The following is a 19773-nucleotide window of genomic DNA, read 5'->3' as shown; positions in this document are numbered from 1 at the left end:
GAGCGCGGCCGGGGGGCACCGGCATCCGGTTCAATGGGCACATGGACGAGCGGACCGGGACCAGCCTCGACCGCGCCGCGGAACGCGTGCGGCGGCACATCGACCGACCTCAGCGGGCCGAGTCGCTCGGTCTGATCCTGGGCCGTACGACCGCTCCCACTCCGACGATGTTCGTCCAGTACAAGCCGTGCGTCGCGGTGGTGCTCACGGGTCGCAAAGTGTCGGGCGACGACTCCACGACCGGGGAGGAATGGGGTCCGGAGCGTTTCCTCATCACGCCGGTCGACCTGCCCCTGTTCGCGCGTGTGACCGAGACCGGACCGGCGGGCGACTTCGTCTCGGTCAACTGGCGGATCGATCCCGCCGTCGTCGCCGAGGTCGCCGGACAGCTGCCGCGCCCCGCGGCGCCCGAAGCGTCGGAGCGGCTCGGCACCATGACAGCGGAGATCGCCGACGTCGTCGACCGGATGCTCGCCCTCCTCGACGCTCCCGACGAAGCCGCCGTGATGACCCCGCTCCTGAACCGCGAGCTCGTCGTCCGGCTGCTGCGGAGCGACCAGGCCGCGCGCGTGCTCGACGCGGCGGCCCACGCGAACGCGGACATCGTCAACACGGCAATCACCACGCTGACCCGCCGGCTGGCCGAGCCGTGGACGCTCGATGCGATCGCGGCATCCGTCGGCGCCAGCCCGACCACGGTGAGCCGCCGCTTCCGCGAACTCACCGGGCTCACGCCCATGCGATACCTGAAGCGGCTCCGCCTCGGCGAGGCACGACGCCTGCTGATCACGGAGGGCGACACCGCCGCGCAGGCCGGCGCCGCGGTCGGGTACGTCAGCGCGTCGCACTTCTCGCGCGACTACCGCTCCGCGTACGGACGTTCCCCGGCATCCGATGCGACGGACCTCCGGGAGCGGATGCGGGCGAGCTGACGCTCACGCGTCGGCGGGCGTCTGCCCCTTCTCCGTCGCGCTGAACCAGCCGAGCCAGCCGGCGTCGGTCTTCACGACCTCGTAGGGTCCGCAGGCGAACACGGTCGCCGGCAGCGGGGCGACGAGGCCGGCGGCGGCAGCCAAGCGAAGGCGGTTCTGGGTCATGACTCGAGTCAAGCCGGGTCGCCTCGTCGGCGAATCGCCCCCGGATGATGATCCGGCGTACGCCGCGGGGATGATGCGTCAACCTCCGTAAGCCGTGTGAGTGCGGGGCGAAGGTGTGTCAGCGGTTGCGGCGGCACCCGATTCTCGGCATCGTTGCCCGCTCACGCCCGCAATCCACGGAAGGGAGCATCATGCTCACTCTCACCGAGAACGCCAGCACCGCCGTCAAGAGCCTCTCCTCGCAGATCCCCACCGAGACCGGTGGACTCCGGATCGCCGAGGCCGCAGACCCGCAGAACGGGTACGCCCTGTCCCTCGCCCCTGCTCCCACCGACGGCGACACCGTCGTCGAGAGCGATGGAGCCCGCGTCTTCGTGGACCCTGCGGCGAACATCGCCCTCGGCGACCGCGTCCTCGACGCCCGCGTCGAAGAGGACGGTTCGGTCGGCTTCGCCCTCGCGCAGGCCGTCTGACACAGACGTTTCTCGAAAGCCTCGAACCCGTGCGGTTCGGGGCTTTCGTGCGTGTGCGGCCGCGCCCGGCATCCCGCGTCTCAGAACGAGGCGCCGATGCGCTTCTGCAGCTTCCGGAGATCGGTCGACTCGGGGATCGTCCACTCGGCCTCGCCGCCGTCGAACTCGATGCGGACCACCTGAGCTCGCTGCTGAATGTCGTCGAGGTACGACACGCGAAGCGGCCGCGGGGCGATGGCGACGCCCGTGAGGGTCACCTCGTTGATGGCGATCGTTCGATGGTCGATCGCCGCCTCCCCGCCCACGTCCTCCCGCAGCGACAGACCCTCGATCTCGCCGCGCGTCAGCCGGATGCGGCTGTGCACGTGCCGCGGACCCCGCCGAGCGTCGCCGACGGCCACGAGCGCGTCGCCGAGTACCTCGAGGATGTCAGCCAGCATGCGACGATCATGGCACGTCGCTCCGCGCGCGCGTCAGGCCATGCGCTCGACGCGCCGCTTCGCCTTCTCGGGACGCATGAGCGCTCGCACCGACGCGGCGATGCACAGACCCGACAGGACGAGCACCGCGACCGCGCCGATCAGCATCAGCACGCCGAGGACGACGACCGGCATCGGGTTGGTGATGAACAGCACCCCGAGGATCGCGAAGCCCGCCGCGACGACGAGGAACACGAGGCTCATGAAGATCGCGACGAACGCGCCCGAGCCCATCTGCTTCCGCTGGACCGCTTCGTTCCGCTGCGCGTAGTTCGTCATGATGCCCTCCGACCGGTGAAAGTCCCCTCACGGTAATCGCGCCGACCGGGTTCTCCTCAGGGCTTGCGCAGCGGCGCCGACCTCGCAAGGGGCCTCAGCCCTGCGACAATGGACGCGTGCGCCCGTCCCGAGTCTCCCGCGTCGCCCGCGGCGCGCTCGCGGCATCCCTCGCCACGTGGGCGGCGCTCCTCTCGCACGTCGCCGGCGGCGGACAGGTCCCCGGCCCGCTCGGCATCGTCGTCCCCCTCGCGCTCTCGCTCTTCGTCTGCACGGCGCTCGCGGGCCGTCGCCTCTCGCTCCCCCGCCTGGCCCTCGCCGTCACCGGCAGCCAACTCCTCTTCCACACCCTCTTCGTCATCGGCACGGTCACCCCGTCGGGCATGCCGCACCAGCACGGGATGCCCCTGATGACGGATGCCGGGGCTACCGCCACCGCGATCTGCGCCGATCCGCTCATGTGGGCCATGCACGGCCTCGCCGCCCTCCTCACCGTCGCGGTGCTGCACCGCGGCGAGCGCACCGCGCTGCGGCTGCTCGCCCTCGCCGCCGAGATCGCCCGCTGGGTGCGCCACCGCATCCTCACCGCGGTCCTCGTGCTCGGAGCCGTCGACCGCCCGGCGCCCGCACCGGCGCCCACCGACGTCCCCGTCCTGCGCTCGGTCACGCTCCGCGTCGCGGCCGGCCGCGGTCCGCCGCGCGCGCTCGCGATCTGACGCGCGCCGCCTCTCCGTTCTCGACGAGGGATGCCGCGGCGCGCCGCGCCGTGTCATCGGCGCGCTCCTCCGCTGCATCCTCCTCACTCGAAAGCGATCATGACCGCCACCGTGACCACCCCTCCCGCCCCGCCGCGGCCCACCCGCCGACCGGGCTGGTTCGGCGCCTTCCTCGTGCGCCTGCACTTCTACGCCGGCATCCTCGTCGGACCGTTCATCCTCGTAGCGGCACTCAGCGGCGCCCTGTACGCCCTGTCGCCCACGATCGAGCAGGCCGTGTACGCGCGGCAGCTGCATGCCCCCGTGACCGCGACGCAGCTCAGCCTCGGCCAGCAGGTCGAGATCGCCGAAGCCCACGTCGGCGACGCCGCGACTCTGTCGGCCGTCCGTCCCGCTCCGGAGCCCGGCGACACGACGCGCGTCATGTTCGCGCAGGACGGGCTCGGGGCGAGCGAGTCGCGCGCCGTCTTCGTCGATCCGGGCACCGGCGAGATCCGCGGCGACGAGACCGTCTACGGCACGAGCGGATCGCTGCCGCTGCGCACCGCGATCAGCAACGTCCACCGGAGCCTCGGCCTCGGCGACCCGGGACGGCTGTACAGCGAGCTCGCGGCGTCCTGGCTCGGCATCGTCGTCGTCGCGGGCGTCATCATGTGGGTCACCCGCATCCGCACGGCGCGCAGGAAGAAGGATTTCGTGCGGCCGGCGCGGACCTACACCGGTTACCGTCGCTTCTTCAGCTGGCACACCTCCGTCGGCATCTGGATCGCGCTCGGCGCGGTGTTCCTCTCGGCGACGGGCATCACCTGGTCGACGTACGGCGGACAGAACGTCACGAACCTTCGCGCCGCCCTCGACTGGACCACGCCCGCCGTCTCGACGAGCCTCGGCGAAGCCGCCGGCGGCGGGGACGAGCACGCAGGTCACGGCGCGGCATCCGCTGCTCTCACCGTCGACCCGGGCACGTTCGACGACGTGCTCGCGGCGGCCCGCAAGGTCAACATCGACACAGGGGTGGTACAGATCACGCCACCCGCCGCTGTCGACCAGGCATGGAAGGTGCAGGAGATCGACCGCGGGTTCCCGGGCCATCTCGACGCCGTCGCGATCGACGGCACGACGCTGAAACCTGTCGATCGTGTCGACTTCGCCGACTTCTCGCTGCCCGCGAAGCTCGCCTCGTGGGGCGTCTCGATCCACATGGGCACGATGTTCGGCCTCGCCAACCAGATCGTGATGTTCCTCCTCGCCCTCTCGATCGCGGGCATGGTCGTCCTCGGCTACGTCATGTGGGTGAAGCGCCGGCCCACCAAGACCGCACGGGTCGGGATGCCGCCGCGCCGCGGCGTGCTCGACGGTGCCCCGTGGTGGGGTGTCACGGCCGTGGTCGCGGGCGGCGTGCTGGTCGGGCTCGCGCTGCCGCTCGTCGGCTGGACCCTCGCCGCGTTCGTCGTGGTCGACGTGATCATCGACGCGGTGCAGCGACGGCGCGCCGCGGCGGGGTGAGTCGCGGCCCCGAGATCAGCGGGTCAGTACCAGGTGACGCCGGCCCAGCACGCCGGGCCGGCGTCAGCCTTGGCGGCCCTTGAACCGCGGGTTGAGCTTGTTGATGACGAACACCCGCCCGCGTCGGCGGACGACCTGCGCGCCGGGTTGCTTCTTCAGGGACTTCAGGGACGCTCGGACCTTCATGACACACACTCCTAATTGAGAACGGTTATCATTAAGGCTACACACGCCGAGATGAAATGAGGTGTCGGATGCACGAGACGGACGTGATCGCCGTGATGGGAGCGTGCGGTCCCGAGCGGGCGCAATACGCGGCGCGGTTGAGCCGGGCGACGTCGAGACCTCTACTCGCGGCATCCCGACTGGCACCTCAGGATCCGGCGTCGAGCGCGGCCGCGTTCCTGCCGTGGCTGAACGTCGGGAGCGGTGTCGTGGCCGAGTTCCCGTCGGATGCCTCGATTCTCGACGTCATCGGGGCGCTCGCCGAGCGCGGCAGCGGGCTGCGCCTGCGCGGCGTCGTGTGCGTCGTCGATGCGCCCCCCCTCCTCGACGACCTCCGACGCGAGACCTACGCGGGATCTTCCGAGGTCGACGACAGCGGGATGCCGCGCACCCGCTACACGGCTCACGCCCTGCTCGCGGTGCAGCAGCTCGAGTACGCGTCGACGATCATGCTCGTGAATTGGTCGGGACTGTCGACTCCGGACCTCTCGATCACGATGGCGCTGGTCAGCCACCTCGCCCCGTCCGCGCGACTGCGTCTGCATCAGCCGGCCGTCGATCTGCTGCCCGTCGCACCGATCCCGATTCGCTCCCACCAGGACGCGCCCGGATGGGTGCAGCTGCTGAACGGGGAGTTCGCGCCGCACATGACCGACCCGCGGATCAGCGCCCTGCGGTACGAGAACGTCCGCCCGCTGCATCCCGGACGTCTGAACACTCTGCTCGACGAACGGATCGAGAGCGGCGAGTTCGGCTCGGTCATCCGCTCGGCGGGGTTCTGCCGCTTCGCGACCCGCTCGAACGTCATCGCGCAGTGGGATCACGTCGGGTCGATGATCGCCTTCTCGCCCGTCCAGGTGGACGACGGGATGCCGGAGGCCGAGGGACTCCTGGCCGTCGGCGAGGACATCGCGATCATCGGGCTCGATCTGCACCACCGCGCGCTGCGCGCCGCCCTCGACGAGACGGCGCTGACCGACGACGAGCTCGCGGCGGGACCGTCGGCATGGGCGACCTTCGAGGATCCGTTCCCGATGTGGCAGGTCGCCCGCAGCAGGGAGTGACCAGCCAGCGAGGCGGCGAGACTCCGAAGAGCCTCGCCGCCTCGCTGTGATCCGGCGGTTCGCTGTGGTTCAGCGCTTCGCTGTGGTTCAGTGCTCGTCGTAGTGGTCGCCGTGTTCGGCGTGCTTGTGACCGTCGTGCAGGTAGTCGACGTGACCGTCGTGCTCGACCGTCTCGTGGCCGCAATCGGCGCCGTGGGCGTGGTCGGCGACGGTGTGCTCTGCGTGGACTTCTTCTGTGCTCATGTTGTCTCCTCGGGTGTGTTCCGACGCGTCGCGTCGGGTTCCGTGACGTGGGTGAGGGCGTCGGTGATGACGTGCACCACGTGCTCGTCGGCAAGGCGGTACTCGCCCGTCCTGCCGTCTCTCGTCACCTCGACCAACCCCGCCTGCCGCAGCGTCCGAAGATGCTGCGACACGAGAGGCTGAGTCATTCCCGTCGCCTCGACGAGGGCGCCGACGACTAAGGGACCGTCGGCGAGGGCGACGAGCAGACCCAACCGGGACTCGTTACCGAGCACCCGGAACAGATCAGCGGCCGCTGCGATCTCGTTCGCCACGGGTCAACACTCCCCTATACATAGTGACATTGCAATGTGTTTATACAACTGGGGACGATTCTCATCGTCGCGTGTCGCGCTCGAGTTCATTCGCGGCGCGGCTGCCGACGCGTGCGCCGTAGAGGACGCAGGCGAGCACCACGACGGATGCCCCGATCACCACGATCGAGAGGGACTCGGTCGGCACGGGCAGGAACGCGCAGAGCCCGGCGACCACGGCAGCGACCCCACCCCAGACCGTGGGACGCTTCGCGCGGATGTGGGCGGCGAGCCATGCCTCGTCGCTGGCCATCGTGCTGGGGATGCGGATCCCGGCGATGTGGTTGCGCGTCAACCGCCCCGACGCTGCTGCGGTGGCGACCCAGATGAGCAGGACCCCCATCGCCGCCAGCAGGATCAGAATCGTGAATCGAATGCCCAGGTCGTCCATCACGACAGCCTAGGCAGGTCACTGGAAGTCCCTCGACCGGTGCGTCACCCCCACTCGCAGGTCCTCGAACCCGTCGGCGACGAGGTTCGTCACACCCTCAGGCGAGCGCTCGAGCATGCCGCGCGCGATGAGCGCGGGACTGTCGCGCAGGATGCGCCGGTATCTGTTCCATACCCCGACCGAGCAGATCACGTTCATGACGCCGTACTCGTCCTCGAGATTCAGGAAGGTGATCCCGGATGCCGTCGCCGGCCGCTGCCGGTGTGTCACCAACCCCGCGACCTCGATGCGCCGGCCAATCTCGTGCTCGCGCATGCCGCGCGAGGTGATCACCCCGCGCGCGTCGAGCTGCGAGCGGTAGTGCGTCAGCGGGTGGTCGTCGGCCGACACCCCCGTCGCCCACAGGTCGGCGGCGAGCACGTCGTAACTCGACTGGTCGGGGAAAAGCGGCGGCTGCACCGACACCAGCGATCCCTCGAGGAACTCCTGCCGGTCCTGCGCGGCATCCCCCGCCAACCAGATGCCCTCGCGCCGCGTGATCCCGAGGCTCTCGAACGCGCCCGCCGTCGACAGCGCCTCGAGCTGCGCCGCCGTCGCGCCGGTGCGCCGCACGAGGTCGCGCAGGTCCCGGTACGGACCGGATGCCTCCCGCTCCGCCACGATCTTCGTCGCCAGCGGCACCCCGATACCCGTGACCGAGGCGAGCCCCAGCCGCACCGCGAAGTTCCCGTCGCGCCGATGCGCCGCCGATTCGTCAGGCAGCGACCGGTCGAACTCCGGCACGGGCGGCTGGATGCGGTCGGTGCAGGAGTCCCGGCCCGTCGGGGCGCGACGGTGTCCAGCCCCGGGCTCGGCAGTGGCTGGCCCCGATCCGGCATCCCGGCCCCCGGCATCCCGGCTGCCGGCATCCCGGCTCCCGGCATCCCGGCTCCCGAGCGGAGATCTGCGCTCCCGAGGAGGAATCCCGCCCGAAACGTCCTCGCGACGGCCGATCCCCGCGGCAGCGCCGCGCCCGGCGCCCCCGCCCCCGGCTTCCCGAGCCCCGGCATCCGCCACCGTCGAGAACCGAGGAGATGACGCGTCCCGAGGAGCGAAACCACGGAAACCCTCCTCGGGAACCGGCATCTCCTCGCGAGGCGACACCGGCTCCAGCCCCGCCTCCACCCCCGACGCGTGCAGATCGGGCCGGCGCACCTCGACCCCGTGCCGGCGTGCGTCGGCGGTCAGGGTCGCGGGCGAGTAGAAGCCCATCGGCTGCGCGCGCAGCAGCGCGGCCAGGAACGCTGCTGGATAGTGCAGCTTCAGCCACGACGACGCGTACACGAGCAGACCGAACGACAGCGAGTGGCTCTCGGCGAAGCCGAAGTTCGCGAACGCCTGGATCTTCACGTAGATGTCGTCAGCGGTCTTACCGGTCAGGCCGTTGCGCGCCATCCCCTCGTACAGCTTCTTCTTCAGCGAATCGATCCGCTCGATGCCGCGCTTGGACCCCATCGCACGGCGCAGCAGGTCGGCATCCTCGCCCGACAGATCGCCGATCGCCATGCCCATCTGCATGAGCTGCTCCTGGAACACCGGGATGCCGAGCGTCCGCTCCAGCACCGGCTTCAGCTTCGGGTGCGCGTACGTGATCGGCTCGTCGCCGAGCTTGCGTCGCACGAACGGGTGCACCGCACCGCCCTGGATCGGACCCGGCCGGATGAGGGCGATCTCGACCACGAGGTCGTAGAACTTCCGCGGCTGCAGGCGGGGCAGCAGCCCCATCTGCGCGCGGGACTCGACCTGGAACACCCCGATCGAATCGGCGCGGCACAGCATGTCGTAGACCGCCGCCTCCTCCTTCGGCATCGCATCGAGGCTCCACCGCTCCCCCGTCGCGGCCTCGATCATGTCGAAGCAGTACTGGAGAGCTGCGAGCATCCCGAGCCCCAGCAGGTCGAACTTCACGAGCCCCATCCACGCAGCGTCGTCCTTATCCCACTGGATGACGGTGCGGTTCTCCATGCGCGCGTGCTCGATCGGCACGACCTCCCCGACGGGGCGATCGGTCAGCACCATGCCGCCGGAGTGGATGCCGAGATGTCGAGGCGCCTTCAACAGCTCACCCGCGTACGCGATCACCCGATCCGGGATGTCGTGATCGGGCGGGGTGTCGAGCGCCGCGCCCCACCGTTCGACCTGCTTCGACCAGGCGTCCTGCTGCCCCGGCGAATGCCCGAGCGCCTTCGCCATGTCGCGGATCGCGTTCTTCGGCCGGTACTGGATGACGTTCGCGACCTGCGCCGCGCGCTCACGCCCGTACGTCTCGTAGACCCACTGGATGATCTCCTCGCGCCGGTCCGAGTCGAAGTCGACGTCGATGTCGGGCTCCTCGTCACGGAGCGCCGACAGGAACCGCTCGAACGGCAGGTCGTAGAAGATCGAGTCGATCGCCGTGATGTCGAGCAGATAGCAGACGGCACTGTTCGCGGCGGACCCCCGCCCCTGACACAGGATGCCGCGGCGCCGCGCCTCCTGCACGATGCCGTGCACGATGAGGAAGTACCCCGGGAAGTCCTTCTGTTCGATGACGCCGAGTTCCTTCTCGATGCGCGCACGGTTCGCATCGGTGGCATCCGGGTACTTGCGAGGCACGGCCTCCCACACCAGGTGCCGCAGCCAGGTCATCGGCGTGTGCCCCTCGGGCACCTGCATCTTCGGCAGCGCGGGCTTGGCCCGTCGCAGCGGGAACGCGAGCGCGTCGGCGAGCTCGACGGTGCGCTCGACCGCGCCCGGATACCGCCGGAACCGCCGCGCCATCTCGGCCCCCGACCGCAGGTGCGCGCTGGCGTGCGACGGCAGCCACCCGTCGAGCTCGTCGAGCCCGCGGTTCGCCCGCACCGCCGCGACCGCCGCCGCGAGGTGCACCTTCTCGGGCACGGCGTAGTGCACGTTGTTCGATGCGACGACCGGAAGCCCCCGCTCGGCGGCGAGCGCGGCGAGCACGTCGTTGTCGCGCGAATCCGTCGGTGCGCCCTGATCGATGAGCTCGACGTCGACCCGCTCGGGCCCGAACAGGTCGACGAGCCGGTCGAGCTCGTACGCCGCCGCGGCCGGCCCGTCGACGGCGAGCGCCTGCCGGACGGCGCCCTTGCGGCATCCGGTCAGCACCTGCCAGTGGCCGCCGGCCCGGTCGGCGAGGTCGTGCAGGTCGTAGACCGGGCGGCCCTTCTCACCGCCCGCCAGCTGCGCGTGCGTGATCGCGGCGGCGAGTCGGTGGTATCCTTCCTCGCCGCGGGCGAGCACGAGCAGGTGCCGCCCGTGCGGGTCGGGCTCCCCGTTCTGCGGACCGGGCAGACCCAGCGACAGCTCGGCGCCGAACACGGTCTGCAGCTGCAGGTGCTCGGCCGCCTCGGCGAAGCGGACGATGCCGTAGAACCCGTCGTGGTCGGTGATCGCGAGGGCGTGCAGGCCCAGGCGCTCCGCCTCTTCGACGAGATCCTCGGGCGAGGACGCCCCGTCGAGGAACGAGAACGACGAGTGCGCGTGCAGTTCGGCGTACGGCACGGCATCGGTCGGTCGCTCGATCTCGGGCGTGCGGTACTTCCCCCGCTTGTGCGACCACGCCGGACTGTCGCCGCCGTCGGTGCCCGCCGGTGCCCCCTCGGGTCGCCGCCGGTCGCTGAGGATCCGTTCCATCTCCGACCACGAGACCGACGGGTTGTTGCCCCACCCCATCAGTCGTACCTGCCCTCGGCGTGCCAGACGCCCTCTTCGCACACCAGCAGCCACGCGGTCTCGGCCTCGTCGACCACCTGGAACCGGTGCGCGCGACGGGTGCGCGCGGCATCCCACCCCCGCTCCATGACGGGCCAGGGTCCTGCCCACGAGGCGATGCGACGCGGATGCCGGGGCCTCCGCGCCCCCGATGCGTCCGGCGCTCCCGGCAGGATCAGCGCGATCGGCTCGGCCGTCAGCTCGCCGCGGCCGTCGACGGCGACCATGTCGTCGTCCCGGTCGATGACGGCGACCGGGACCGGCTCGGGGAAGACGGTCGCCGGCAGCGGGTCGGGCAGGCTCCCCGGCCACGGCCGCGCCCGCTCGGCGATGACGGCGCGGTCCCCCCACGGCACGAGCACCTGCCGTTCGGCGAGCCACCGCCCGCCGCCGACCTGCGGCGTCACGACGCCGGTGTGTCCGAGCATCGCCTGCACGCGCGAGAGCGCTGAGTGCACGCGTTCCTCCGGCCCAGAACCGAACAGCCCTGTCACGTGATGGGATGCCGCGTCCACCTTCTCGGGCGCAATCCGCACCTTCGCGACCGCGCTCTTGAGCCCGCGCTCCGCGAGCTGCCACCGCACCCGGTCTACGACGGCGGCCGCGTCGAACGCGCCGGGATGCAGCCACACCCGCTCACTGTGGTCGCCGCGATCCCCGGTCAGCGCAACGCGCAGCTCGGTGCAGACGAGGTCGACGGCGCCGAGCCCCGAGATGAACTGCTCCGCGGCGAGCCGGATGCCGAACGCCACCTGATCGGCGATCTCGAGCGGCGGCTCGAAGCTGACCTCGCGCTCGAGCTCCGGCGGCGGCGTGCGCGGCTGCACGGGCTGCGAGTCGAGCCCCGACGCGAGCGCGTGCAGTCGCGCCCCGCGAGGGCCGAGCCGTTCGACGAGCCGCGCGGGCGGCAGTGCGGCGAGCTGACCGAGGGTGTGGATGCCGAGACGCGCGAACAGGCTCGCGACCGACTCGTCCTCGAGCGCCGTCACCGGCAGCGGCGAGAGGAACGCGGCCGCCGCCCCCGGCGGCACGATCCGCATCGGGGCGTCCGGGCCGGTGGTGCGTGCAGCCTGCTCCGCCGTGAACGGACCGTCGCCCACCCCCGCCCGCACGTCGAGGACGCCGAGCTCGGCGAGCGCGCCGGTGAGCGCCGTCGCCGCACCCGCCTCGCCGCCGTAGAACCGCGCAGGGCCCTTCACGCGCAGGGCGCAGAGGCCCGGCTCGCGCAGCTGCACACCCGGGGCGATCTCCTCGAGCCGGGCGATGAGCGGGGCGAACGTGCGGTGGTCGCGCGCGTCGTCGGCGTCGACGACCTGCAGCTGCGGACACCGGGCCTGCGCATCGCGGCGCCGCATCCCGCGCCGCACCCCGTCGGCTCGAGCCGCCGGGGAGGTCGCGGCGACCGTCCCCTTCGCGAAGACGGCGATCGGCCCCTCGGCCTCGGCGAGTCCTTCGCGGGCGAGCGCGACGACCGGCCAGTCCGGCACCCACACGACGAGGCTCCGGACCGGCTCGGTGCCGGTGTCGACGAGTGCGGGATCCATCAGCTCACCGCCCGCATCGGCAGGTCGACCACCGGGGCGGCGGGCTGCTCGCGCACCGCGATCGCTCCGTCGGGGGCGGGTAGCAGCATCCGCGACGACCGGGGCACCGGAAAACGCCGGCTCGTGACCGTGACGGTCAGCTCCCGGTCCGACAGCACACCGTACCCGTCGCCGAGACCCGACCAACGGGCATCGGTCACGTCGATCATCGCCTCGGTCTGCGGCCACGGCCCCTGTACGAGCAGCACGACGCCGCGCTCGCGCATGCGCGCCGCGAGCCGCGAGATCTCGGCATCCTTCGCCCGGCTGGGCGGCCGCACCGCGACGACCGGCAGCACGTCGGCGATCGTCGCGGTGACCGCGAGCCACCGCGCCCCGGGCTCGGGGATCAGCACGAGGTGCGACAGGTCGACACCCGCCTTCTCAGCCGCCTCGGCGCCGAACCCCGGCATCCCCACCACCCCGCACCAACTGCCCGTCTGCGACGGCTGCGCCAGCAGACCGAACAGCAGCGACATCGAGCCGCCGATCGCATACGACGATCCCGGCCGCAGCCCCCCGCCCGGCAGCAGTTCGGCCAGGGCAGGATGGGTGGGAAGAGGCGGCGCCTCAAGTTTGCGCCCCTGGATCCGAGCCATCTGCGCGCGCAGCCGCTCCACCTCTTGGGCAGTAGCGGTGTCGCGCACGATGGATCTCACCTCGACATGGTAGAAGCTTTGTTCGAATGGCTCAAGCCGTCGAGTTCGAAGATACGCACGGGCTCCGACATCGCCCCCGCGCCGCCCCCGAGCCGCAGACGCGCCTCATCAGGTCCGTTCTCGAATTCGGAGATCAGCATCGGATTCGGACCAGCAACCGCATTCCGATCCGAATCCGGCGACATTCTCCGAATCCGATGACACCCCGAACGCGCCGGCCGCGAGCCCCTCAGCCAGCCGCGCGCGCGAACGCCCCCGGCGTCACACCGAACCGGCGCCGGAATGCCCGGGCGAACGTGCCCGGGTCGCGGAAGCCGGCACCGTACGCGGCGGCGGCCACCGGCATTCCCTCGCGCAGCAGCACCTCGGCGGATGCCAGTCGGCGCTCGCGGATGAGTGCGGCAGGACTCTCCCCCACCCGCCCCAGCACGGCCTGCACCGTCCGCACCGACACGTGCGCGTCCCGCGCGAGCACGTCGACACCGAACTCCGGATCGCGGTGCCGCGCGGCGATCTGCGCACGAAGAGCGGATGCCGACGGCACCCCTCCCTGCACCGGCACCGCCGTCTGGGGCTCGAACGACAGCAGCAGGTGCTCCGGCAAGGGAAGTTCCGTCACCCGCCAGGCGACGTCGAGCGGTCGCCCCGACCGGGTTACGAACACCTCGCTGCACCGCGGGTCACCGCCATGCGCCGCCGCGTGGACGATCGGGCACTCGTGCGCGGGGTAGGCCGAGCCGTCCGCGCGATGCCCGTGCAGTACCTCGTGACTCGGACCTCCCACGACCCGGCGGGCGTCGGAGTATCCGAGCAACCGCCCGGCGGCCTCGTTCACGTGCGCGACGGCGCCGCCGGGTCCGATGACCCACAGCGGCTGCGGCACGGCATCCACCACCGCCTGCATCCACCGCTCGAGCACCGCCATGGGCCCACGCTAGGCACCGGGCTTTGCGCCGGCGCGTCGCGCGCGTTTCGACCGTGTCACACGTGCGCACAACGACGGCATCCCTGCGCGTTCTTCCTGCCGCATAGCGCCTGGGCACTGGTCCGATGGAACGAACCGACGAGAGGACTCTCCATGACGCTCCCCCAGATCATCAGCAAGCATGCCGCCGGCGCGCTCATCGACGAGGTGCGACGCAAGAGCGGGCTCTCGTGGGACGCGGTGAGCGAGCTCATCGGCCGCCCACCGGTGTGGACCGCCGCAGCCGCCCTCGGGATGCACTCGCTTCCCGAGGTCGAAGCGGAGCGACTCGGCGACGCCCTCGGACTCGACGCCGCTCTCGTCGACGCGCTCACCCGGCAGCCGAACCGTGCCGCCGAGGCCGATCTGTCGACCGACCCGACGATCTACCGCTTCCACGAGCTCGTGCAGGTCTACGGGCCCGCGCTGAAAGCCCTCATCCACGACCGCTTCGGCGACGGCATCATGAGCGCGATCAACTGCAGCATCTCGCTCGACCGCGTCGCGCATCCCGACGGGGACCGCGTCGTCATCACGATCGACGGCAAGTTCCTGCCGTACGCGTGGGTCGACTCCGGCAGCTGACCGCGACTACGCCGCGAGCGCCAGGTACGGCTCCCACGCGGGATCAGCGCGCTCAGCGCCGCGCACACGCCACCCGGCGCCGCGCGGCGGTTGCGGCATCCATCGCAGCTCCCAGTGCATCTCCTGCGGTGTGCGGTCACCCTTCAGGTTGTTGCAGCGCAGGCACGCGGCGACGAGGTTCTCCCACGAGTCCGCTCCCCCGCGCGAACGCGGCAGCACGTGATCGATCGTCGTCGCGCCCTTGCCGCAGTAGGCGCACCGGTTACCGTCGCGGCGGAGCACACCCCGCCGGGTGACCGGGACCCTGCGCGACGCCGGGATCCGCACGTAGCGGGTCAGCACGATGACGGCCGGTCGGTCGTACACGTCGCGAGTGCCCCAGACGGGGTCCTCCTCGACGCGCTCGATGATGGTCGCCTTCTCCGTCATGACGAGCACCAAGGCTCGTTTGAAGGAGATGACGGCCAGGGGTTCGTAACCTGCATTCAGCACCAGAGTGCGCATAGGGGTGTCCTCTCGAACGGCCGAGACGGCTTCAGCGGCCTTCCGTGTCGTCGACGCGGTGCGGATCGAGAGGGTGCGGGTACGAAAAAAGGCGCCGTCATGAAGACAGCGCCTTTTTCGCACGACCGATGTCGTGGCAATCGTGCACACGATGCCGCAGCACATGCCGACCTAGCGCATTCCGGTTGCGAATGCGGGGTTGGATGTCCATACAGCTCCCCTCGGCTCGAACGAGCGTCGGGGTCAGGGTATTACACCCCGGAAGGCCCGAGGGCGAACAACAGCAGAACGGCAGCTGTGTGTCGTCAGCCGGCGTTGGCTTGCAGCCACGACTCCGCGTTGGTGTACCCGTTGTTGATGCGGATCTCGAGGTGCAGGTGGGTGCCGAACGCGCGTCCGGTGTCGCCGACCTGCCCGATGAGCTGACCGACCGAGACCGTGTCGCCCACCTGGACGCGGCGCGTGCCCCAGTCCATGTGCGCGTACAGCGAGGTGACCCGCACGCCGCCGATGTTGTGGGCGATCTTCACGTACACACCCCACCCCGGTCCGGACTCGGACGAGGCGACCACGGTGCCGTCGGCGACCGCGTAGATCGGCTCGCCGCGACCGACCATGTAGTCCGTGCCCTTGTGGCCGGCGTACGGGGTGCCGAAGTTGTTGAAGTGCGCGAGCGGACGACGGACCGTCCCCGATCCGGGCGAGACGAGCGGGACCGAGTTCGAGAAGCTCGACGATGACCGCGCCGACGAAGACGACGACGACGAGGAGGAGGAGGAAGCCGACGCGAGGCGGGCCGCCAGAGCAGCCTTGGCAGCCTTCTCTGCGGCTTCCTTCGCCTTGGCCGCCTTGATCTCCTCGGGCGTCGTGGCCGAGTAGCCACCGCGCTCGAGGGTTGCGGGGCTTCCCTCCGAGGCGACGACGAGCGACTGCGCGTCGTCCGCGGAGGCCTGCTGCAACGTCTGCGCCTCGGCGACATCGCCGCGGTCGGCCGCTGCGAAGGCGGGGATGGCCACGGTCGCGACCATGCCGGCGACAGCGGCGACGGTCACGAAACTGCGGACGGGGTGAGGGCGGGATGCCGTCGATCGGGTGGCGGGCGCCTTCGCGGCGAACCGTCTACTCAGACGACCTTTTCGGGGGGCCGTCGATGCCTCAGAAATCTCGTTCGACGGGTGGAACTCTTCAGCCAAGCTGTCCTCCAGCGCCTCCGCATCCGGGGGGTGGATGCTGGCTCGTCGGCACTCCATGTCGGGCACGGATGTAGGGGGCACTTCGCGAATGACGAGCCGGAGAGGCAACTCACGGAGCGGTCCGAGGCGGGCTTCTCGCCGATGGACCCTCCGAGGCTACCGGAAGGTAACGAATAAGTCACGCTCCCGCCCTTGCGCAAGAGCGGTCGCGGAGCTGTCAGATCTCGCGAGTGTCGACGACGAAGATGTGCGACGCCACCTCGACGGGCAGTTCGAGCGCCTCGTCGACGTCGTCCATCTCGACGAGGACGTATCCCTCGTTGAACCGGAACGAGCCGGTCCGACCCGGCACGACGCCCGCGTCGCGCAGCTGCGTGAGGAGCTCCGGATCGACCTGCATCGGTTCGGCGAGTCGACGGATGCTGCCCGTCACCGGTCCGCCTGCATCGTTCAACCGGCGCACCAGGCCGACGACGCCGTTGTCGAACGCGTTGGCAGGAATGTCGCCGAGCTGGTCGAGGCCGGGGATCGGATTGCCGTACGGCGATTCCGTCGGGTGGTCGAGGAGTTCGATGAGGCGACGCTCGACGAGCTCGCTCATGACGTGCTCCCACCGGCAGGCTTCTTCGTGCACGTACGCCCAGTCGAGGCCGATGACATCCGACAGCAGCCGCTCCGCGAGGCGGTGCTTGCGCATGACGTCGACCGCCTTCTGGCGGCCCGGGTCGGTGAGCTCGAGCGTGCGGTCCTCCGAGACGACGACCAGACCGTCGCGCTCCATGCGCCCGATCGTCTGCGACACCGTCGGGCCGGAGTGTCCGAGGCGCTCCGAGATGCGGGCACGCAGGGGCGTGATGCCCTCTTCCTCGAGCTCGAGGATGGTGCGCAGATACATCTCGGTGGTGTCGATGAGGTCGGTCATCAAAGCCCTTTTCGCGCGGGAGACAATGCGTTCCCAGCCTATCCGGCATCCGGTCGCGGGGCGTCATGCGACCGGGACCGCCGGGGCCTGCGCCCTAGACTTCTCGGCATGGCGACTGTGACCCTCCCCCGCGAGTTCCTGCCCGTCGACGGACGCTTCGGATGCGGCCCGTCCAAGGTCCGTGCCGAGCAGCTCGAAGCGCTCGTCACCCAGGGGGCGTCGCTGTTCGGCACCTCGCATCGTCAGGCCCCCGTGAAGGAGCTCGTCGCCCGCACGCGTTCGGGTCTGGCCGACCTGTTCCGCCTCCCCGAGGGCTACGAGATCATCCTCGGCAACGGCGGCTCGACGGCGTTCTGGGATGCCGCTGCCTTCGGACTCATCGAGAAGCGCGCACAGAACCTGGTGTTCGGCGAGTTCGGCGGCAAGTTCGCCGCCGCCGCCGCCGCTCCCTGGCTCGAGGCGCCCGACGTGCGTCGCGCCGAACCCGGCACGAGCGCGACGGCCGAAGCCGTCGAGGGCGTCGACGTCTACGCCTGGGCGCACAATGAGACCTCGACGGGCGTCGCAACCGCGATCACGCGGGTCCACGGTGACGCAGGCGCCCTCACGGTGATCGACGCCACGAGCGCCGCGGGCGGCATCGACATCGACATCGCCGAGGCCGACGTCTACTACTTCGCGCCGCAGAAGAACCTCGGCTCGGACGGCGGCCTCTGGTATGCCGCGGTGTCGCCGGCCGCCATCGAGCGGATCGAGCGGGTCGCGGCATCCGGCAGGTACATCCCGGAGTTCCTGAGCCTGAAGAACGCGCTCGACAACTCGCGCCTGCAGCAGACCCTCAACACTCCGGCGATCGCGACGCTGCAGCTGCTGGATACCCAGCTGCAGTGGATCAACGGCAACGGCGGACTCGCCTGGGCCGGCGCGCGCACCGCGGAATCCTCAGGGGCGCTGTACGAATGGGCGGATGCCGCATCCTTCGCGACGCCGTTCGTCGCCGATCCGGCGGACCGCTCCCCCGTCGTCGTCACGATCGACTTCGACGACTCCGTCGACGCCGCCGCGGTCGCCGGGAGCCTGCGCGCGAACGGCATCGTCGACACCGAGCCGTACCGCAAGCTCGGCCGGAACCAGCTGCGCGTTGCCACCTTCGTCTCGATCGAGCCCGACGACGTGCGTCAGCTGATCAAGGCCGTCGACTACACGGTGGAGCACCTCGCCGACTGACCCCGCACGACGAACGCGGCCCCGAGGAGTGATCCCCGGGGCCGCGTTCGTCTGAGAGCGGATGCCGCGCGTCAGTACTCGCGCAGCGACTCGCCGTCGTCGTCGGTCTCCTCGTCGTCGGACTCGTCATCGTCCGATTCGTCGTCGCCGGACTCTTCGTCGTCATCGTCGGATTCTTCGTCGTCATCGTCGGACTCGTCGTCGTCGGACTCGTCGTCGTCCGCCGTCTCATCGAGCTCATCGATGTCGACACCGTCCACATCGCCCGCGTGCAGGATGGGCGACCCGTCGCTGTCGAAGTCGCTCGCGTCGAGGTCCTCGGCGTCGTCGTCCGCGTCGTCATCCTCGTCGACGTCGTCGTCCGCGTCGTCCTCGTCGGACTCGTCTTCCCCGGCGGCTGCCTGAGCCGCCTGGTACTCGGCGAGCCGCTCGGCCCACGGCAGCCACTCGGGCGCGAGCAGTGCACCGTCGCCGGGCAGGAGCTCCACTTCGAGCACGGTCGGCTCGGATCCCTCGACGACCGCCACGCTGACGGTCCAGAACCAGCCCGGATACCCGGCCATCCGGTTCGAGAAGCGGAGCGACACGACACCGCCGTCTTCGAGGAGGTATCCGGCGGCTTCGCCGACGGTCGCCTCGGGAGTCACCTCGAGGAGAGCAGCACGAGCGAGGTCGTATGCCTCGAACAGCCGCGGGTCCGTCGGAGCGGACTCCTGTCCCGACGCGTCGCTCGACTCGGCGACCTGCGTCGGCTCAGTCGACTCGGTCGACTCGGTCGGCTCGGTCGACTCAGGCATCGAGGTCATCAGCGACCTTGCGGAGCACTGCGGCGACCTTCTTGCCGTGCGCGCCGCTCGGGTACCGTCCGTGACGGAGGTCACCGCCGATGCCGTCGAGCAGCTTGACGAGGTCCTCGATGATGACCGCCATGTCGTCGGCGGGCTTGCGATTGCGCTTGCTGAGGCTGACGGGAGCGTCGAGCACCCGCACGGCGAGCGCCTGCAGGCCGCGGCGGCCGTCGGCGACGCCGAACTCCAGACGCGTGCCCGGCTTCATCGTGGTGGTCCCGGCGGGAAGCGCGGTCGCGTGCAGGAAGACGTCCTGACCGTCGTCGCCGGTGATGAAGCCGAATCCCTTAGCCTCGTCGTAGAACCTGACCTTGCCGGTGGGCATGTGTCGAACCTCGCTGCTCGGCCCGCGTGCGGGCATGGAAAAGTGGGACCGTCTCAGCCCCACCACCAGACTACGGCACCGTGGCGAGCCGCTACTCTGATCGGATGAGCACTCCGCCCCCGGCCGGCGACCTTCCCGTTCGTCGCATCGACCGCATCCTGGCGTTCATGTCCCTGGGACTGCTGGTGCTCTCGGTCATCTGCTTCTTCGCGATCATCATCGCTTCGGGCCCCGGCGGCCTGGAACAAGAGGACTTCGCCTCCGGCGTCTGGCCGGCGGTGAGCCTCATCGTCTACGTCGCGCCGCCGGTGGCCTTCGCCCTGCTGCTGGCGCTGCTGATCATGACCTTCGCGCGACGGGGACGGGCCAACAAGGGCCGTTGAC

The 19773-nt window shown here is 70.5% G+C and carries 24 protein-coding genes; 8 read left to right on the top strand and 16 right to left on the bottom strand.

Features of this window, described 5'->3' with window-relative positions; translation table 11 throughout:
* The first annotated feature begins 41 nt into the window (after positions 1–41).
* Positions 42–932, top strand: coding sequence for an AraC family transcriptional regulator (locus BBA86_RS02160; protein WP_065570046.1), 891 nt, complete (start codon positions 42–44; stop codon positions 930–932).
* A 3-nt stretch (positions 933–935) separates the two neighbouring features.
* Here BBA86_RS02160 and BBA86_RS14500 read toward each other — a convergent pair whose 3' ends face one another.
* Positions 936–1097 carry a hypothetical protein gene (locus tag BBA86_RS14500; protein WP_189318408.1) on the bottom strand — a complete coding sequence of 54 codons (162 nt, stop codon included), beginning with the start codon at positions 1095–1097 and terminating at the stop codon, positions 936–938.
* Between the two features lie 191 nt (positions 1098–1288).
* Between BBA86_RS14500 and BBA86_RS02155 the strand changes: the two genes are divergently transcribed.
* Entirely contained in the window at positions 1289–1570 is a 282-nt protein-coding gene (locus BBA86_RS02155; protein ID WP_065570045.1) for a HesB/IscA family protein, read from the top strand.
* An 80-nt stretch (positions 1571–1650) separates the two neighbouring features.
* On the opposite strand, the gene BBA86_RS02150 is transcribed toward BBA86_RS02155, so the two are convergent.
* Both BBA86_RS02150 and BBA86_RS02145 read right to left on the bottom strand, forming a co-directional pair.
* Complete coding sequence (locus BBA86_RS02150) at positions 1651–2010, bottom strand: hypothetical protein (RefSeq protein ID WP_065570044.1); 360 nt, start codon at positions 2008–2010, stop codon at positions 1651–1653.
* Between the two features lie 33 nt (positions 2011–2043).
* Complete coding sequence (locus BBA86_RS02145) at positions 2044–2328, bottom strand: hypothetical protein (RefSeq protein WP_065570043.1); 285 nt, start codon at positions 2326–2328, stop codon at positions 2044–2046.
* A 116-nt stretch (positions 2329–2444) separates the two neighbouring features.
* Here BBA86_RS02145 and BBA86_RS02140 point away from each other — a divergent pair, with 116 nt between their 5' ends.
* Positions 2445–3041: a hypothetical protein gene (locus BBA86_RS02140; protein ID WP_065570042.1), complete on the top strand. Its 597-nt coding sequence runs from the start codon at positions 2445–2447 to the stop codon at positions 3039–3041.
* A gap of 99 nt (positions 3042–3140) precedes the next feature.
* Positions 3141–4547, top strand: coding sequence for a PepSY-associated TM helix domain-containing protein (locus BBA86_RS02135; protein ID WP_065570041.1), 1407 nt, complete (start codon positions 3141–3143; stop codon positions 4545–4547).
* A gap of 63 nt (positions 4548–4610) precedes the next feature.
* Here BBA86_RS02135 and ykgO read toward each other — a convergent pair whose 3' ends face one another.
* A complete protein-coding gene (gene ykgO / locus BBA86_RS02130; protein WP_018188560.1) occupies positions 4611–4733 on the bottom strand; it encodes a type B 50S ribosomal protein L36 in 123 nt (40 codons plus the stop codon).
* A gap of 68 nt (positions 4734–4801) precedes the next feature.
* On the opposite strand from ykgO, the gene BBA86_RS02125 reads away from it, so the two are divergent.
* The gene (locus tag BBA86_RS02125; RefSeq protein ID WP_065570040.1) at positions 4802–5836 is read left to right on the top strand and encodes a GTP-binding protein; all 1035 of its coding nucleotides are present in this window, start codon (positions 4802–4804) and stop codon (positions 5834–5836) included.
* Positions 5837–5923: 87 nt separating this feature from the next.
* Here the strand turns inward: BBA86_RS02125 and BBA86_RS02120 are convergent, their stop codons facing one another.
* The 7 genes from BBA86_RS02120 to BBA86_RS02090 all read right to left on the bottom strand — a co-directional run bounded on the left by BBA86_RS02120 (position 5924) and on the right by BBA86_RS02090 (position 13746).
* Complete coding sequence (locus BBA86_RS02120) at positions 5924–6079, bottom strand: zinc transporter permease (RefSeq protein ID WP_065570039.1); 156 nt, start codon at positions 6077–6079, stop codon at positions 5924–5926.
* On the bottom strand, positions 6076–6393 hold the full coding sequence (locus BBA86_RS02115; RefSeq protein WP_065570038.1) for an ArsR/SmtB family transcription factor: 318 nt from the start codon (positions 6391–6393) through the stop codon (positions 6076–6078). Before BBA86_RS02115 ends, BBA86_RS02120 begins: the two co-directional genes overlap by 4 nt.
* A 61-nt stretch (positions 6394–6454) precedes the next feature.
* Entirely contained in the window at positions 6455–6823 is a 369-nt protein-coding gene (locus BBA86_RS02110) for an SdpI family protein (RefSeq protein WP_065570037.1), read from the bottom strand.
* Positions 6824–6841: 18 nt separating this feature from the next.
* On the bottom strand, positions 6842–10540 hold the full coding sequence (locus BBA86_RS02105; RefSeq protein ID WP_065570036.1) for an error-prone DNA polymerase: 3699 nt from the start codon (positions 10538–10540) through the stop codon (positions 6842–6844).
* A complete protein-coding gene (locus tag BBA86_RS02100) occupies positions 10540–12123 on the bottom strand; it encodes a DNA polymerase Y family protein (protein WP_065570035.1) in 1584 nt (527 codons plus the stop codon). The genes BBA86_RS02105 and BBA86_RS02100 overlap by 1 nt, the downstream gene beginning before the upstream one ends.
* Positions 12123–12809: a hypothetical protein gene (locus BBA86_RS02095; protein ID WP_065570163.1), complete on the bottom strand. Its 687-nt coding sequence runs from the start codon at positions 12807–12809 to the stop codon at positions 12123–12125. The genes BBA86_RS02100 and BBA86_RS02095 overlap by 1 nt, the downstream gene beginning before the upstream one ends.
* Before the next feature lie 241 nt (positions 12810–13050).
* The gene (locus BBA86_RS02090; RefSeq protein ID WP_065570034.1) at positions 13051–13746 is read right to left on the bottom strand and encodes a helix-turn-helix domain-containing protein; all 696 of its coding nucleotides are present in this window, start codon (positions 13744–13746) and stop codon (positions 13051–13053) included.
* Between the two features lie 153 nt (positions 13747–13899).
* Between BBA86_RS02090 and cynS the strand changes: the two genes are divergently transcribed.
* Positions 13900–14370 carry a cyanase gene (gene cynS, locus BBA86_RS02085; protein ID WP_065570033.1) on the top strand — a complete coding sequence of 157 codons (471 nt, stop codon included), beginning with the start codon at positions 13900–13902 and terminating at the stop codon, positions 14368–14370.
* 6 nt (positions 14371–14376) lie between these two features.
* Here cynS and BBA86_RS02080 read toward each other — a convergent pair whose 3' ends face one another.
* The 3 genes from BBA86_RS02080 to BBA86_RS02070 form a co-directional block, all read right to left on the bottom strand.
* Entirely contained in the window at positions 14377–14874 is a 498-nt protein-coding gene (locus BBA86_RS02080; RefSeq protein WP_065570032.1) for an HNH endonuclease, read from the bottom strand.
* 305 nt (positions 14875–15179) lie between these two features.
* Positions 15180–16124 (bottom strand): M23 family metallopeptidase, encoded by a 945-nt coding sequence (locus BBA86_RS02075; protein WP_223247007.1) that lies wholly within the window; start codon positions 16122–16124, stop codon positions 15180–15182.
* A gap of 160 nt (positions 16125–16284) precedes the next feature.
* Complete coding sequence (locus tag BBA86_RS02070; RefSeq protein ID WP_065570031.1) at positions 16285–16989, bottom strand: metal-dependent transcriptional regulator; 705 nt, start codon at positions 16987–16989, stop codon at positions 16285–16287.
* Positions 16990–17097: 108 nt separating this feature from the next.
* On the opposite strand from BBA86_RS02070, the gene serC reads away from it, so the two are divergent.
* Positions 17098–18216: a phosphoserine transaminase gene (gene serC, locus BBA86_RS02065; RefSeq protein WP_065570030.1), complete on the top strand. Its 1119-nt coding sequence runs from the start codon at positions 17098–17100 to the stop codon at positions 18214–18216.
* Between the two features lie 71 nt (positions 18217–18287).
* On the opposite strand, the gene BBA86_RS02060 is transcribed toward serC, so the two are convergent.
* Together BBA86_RS02060 and BBA86_RS02055 are read right to left on the bottom strand one after the other, a co-directional pair.
* A complete protein-coding gene (locus tag BBA86_RS02060) occupies positions 18288–19022 on the bottom strand; it encodes a DUF3027 domain-containing protein (protein WP_411267685.1) in 735 nt (244 codons plus the stop codon).
* Positions 19006–19389, bottom strand: a complete 384-nt coding sequence (locus BBA86_RS02055; RefSeq protein ID WP_065570028.1) for a cold-shock protein — start codon at positions 19387–19389, stop codon at positions 19006–19008. Before BBA86_RS02055 ends, BBA86_RS02060 begins: the two co-directional genes overlap by 17 nt.
* Positions 19390–19493: 104 nt before the next feature.
* Here BBA86_RS02055 and BBA86_RS02050 point away from each other — a divergent pair, with 104 nt between their 5' ends.
* A complete protein-coding gene (locus BBA86_RS02050) occupies positions 19494–19772 on the top strand; it encodes a multidrug ABC transporter ATPase (RefSeq protein WP_065570027.1) in 279 nt (92 codons plus the stop codon).
* The last annotated feature ends 1 nt before the right edge of the window (position 19773 follow it).

The sequence above is a fragment of the Microbacterium oleivorans genome, assembly GCF_001691565.1.
GTDB lineage: Bacteria > Actinomycetota > Actinomycetes > Actinomycetales > Microbacteriaceae > Microbacterium > Microbacterium oleivorans_B.
Note: the sequence above shows the minus strand (reverse complement) of the source record. Positions and strands in the feature narration are given on the sequence as shown.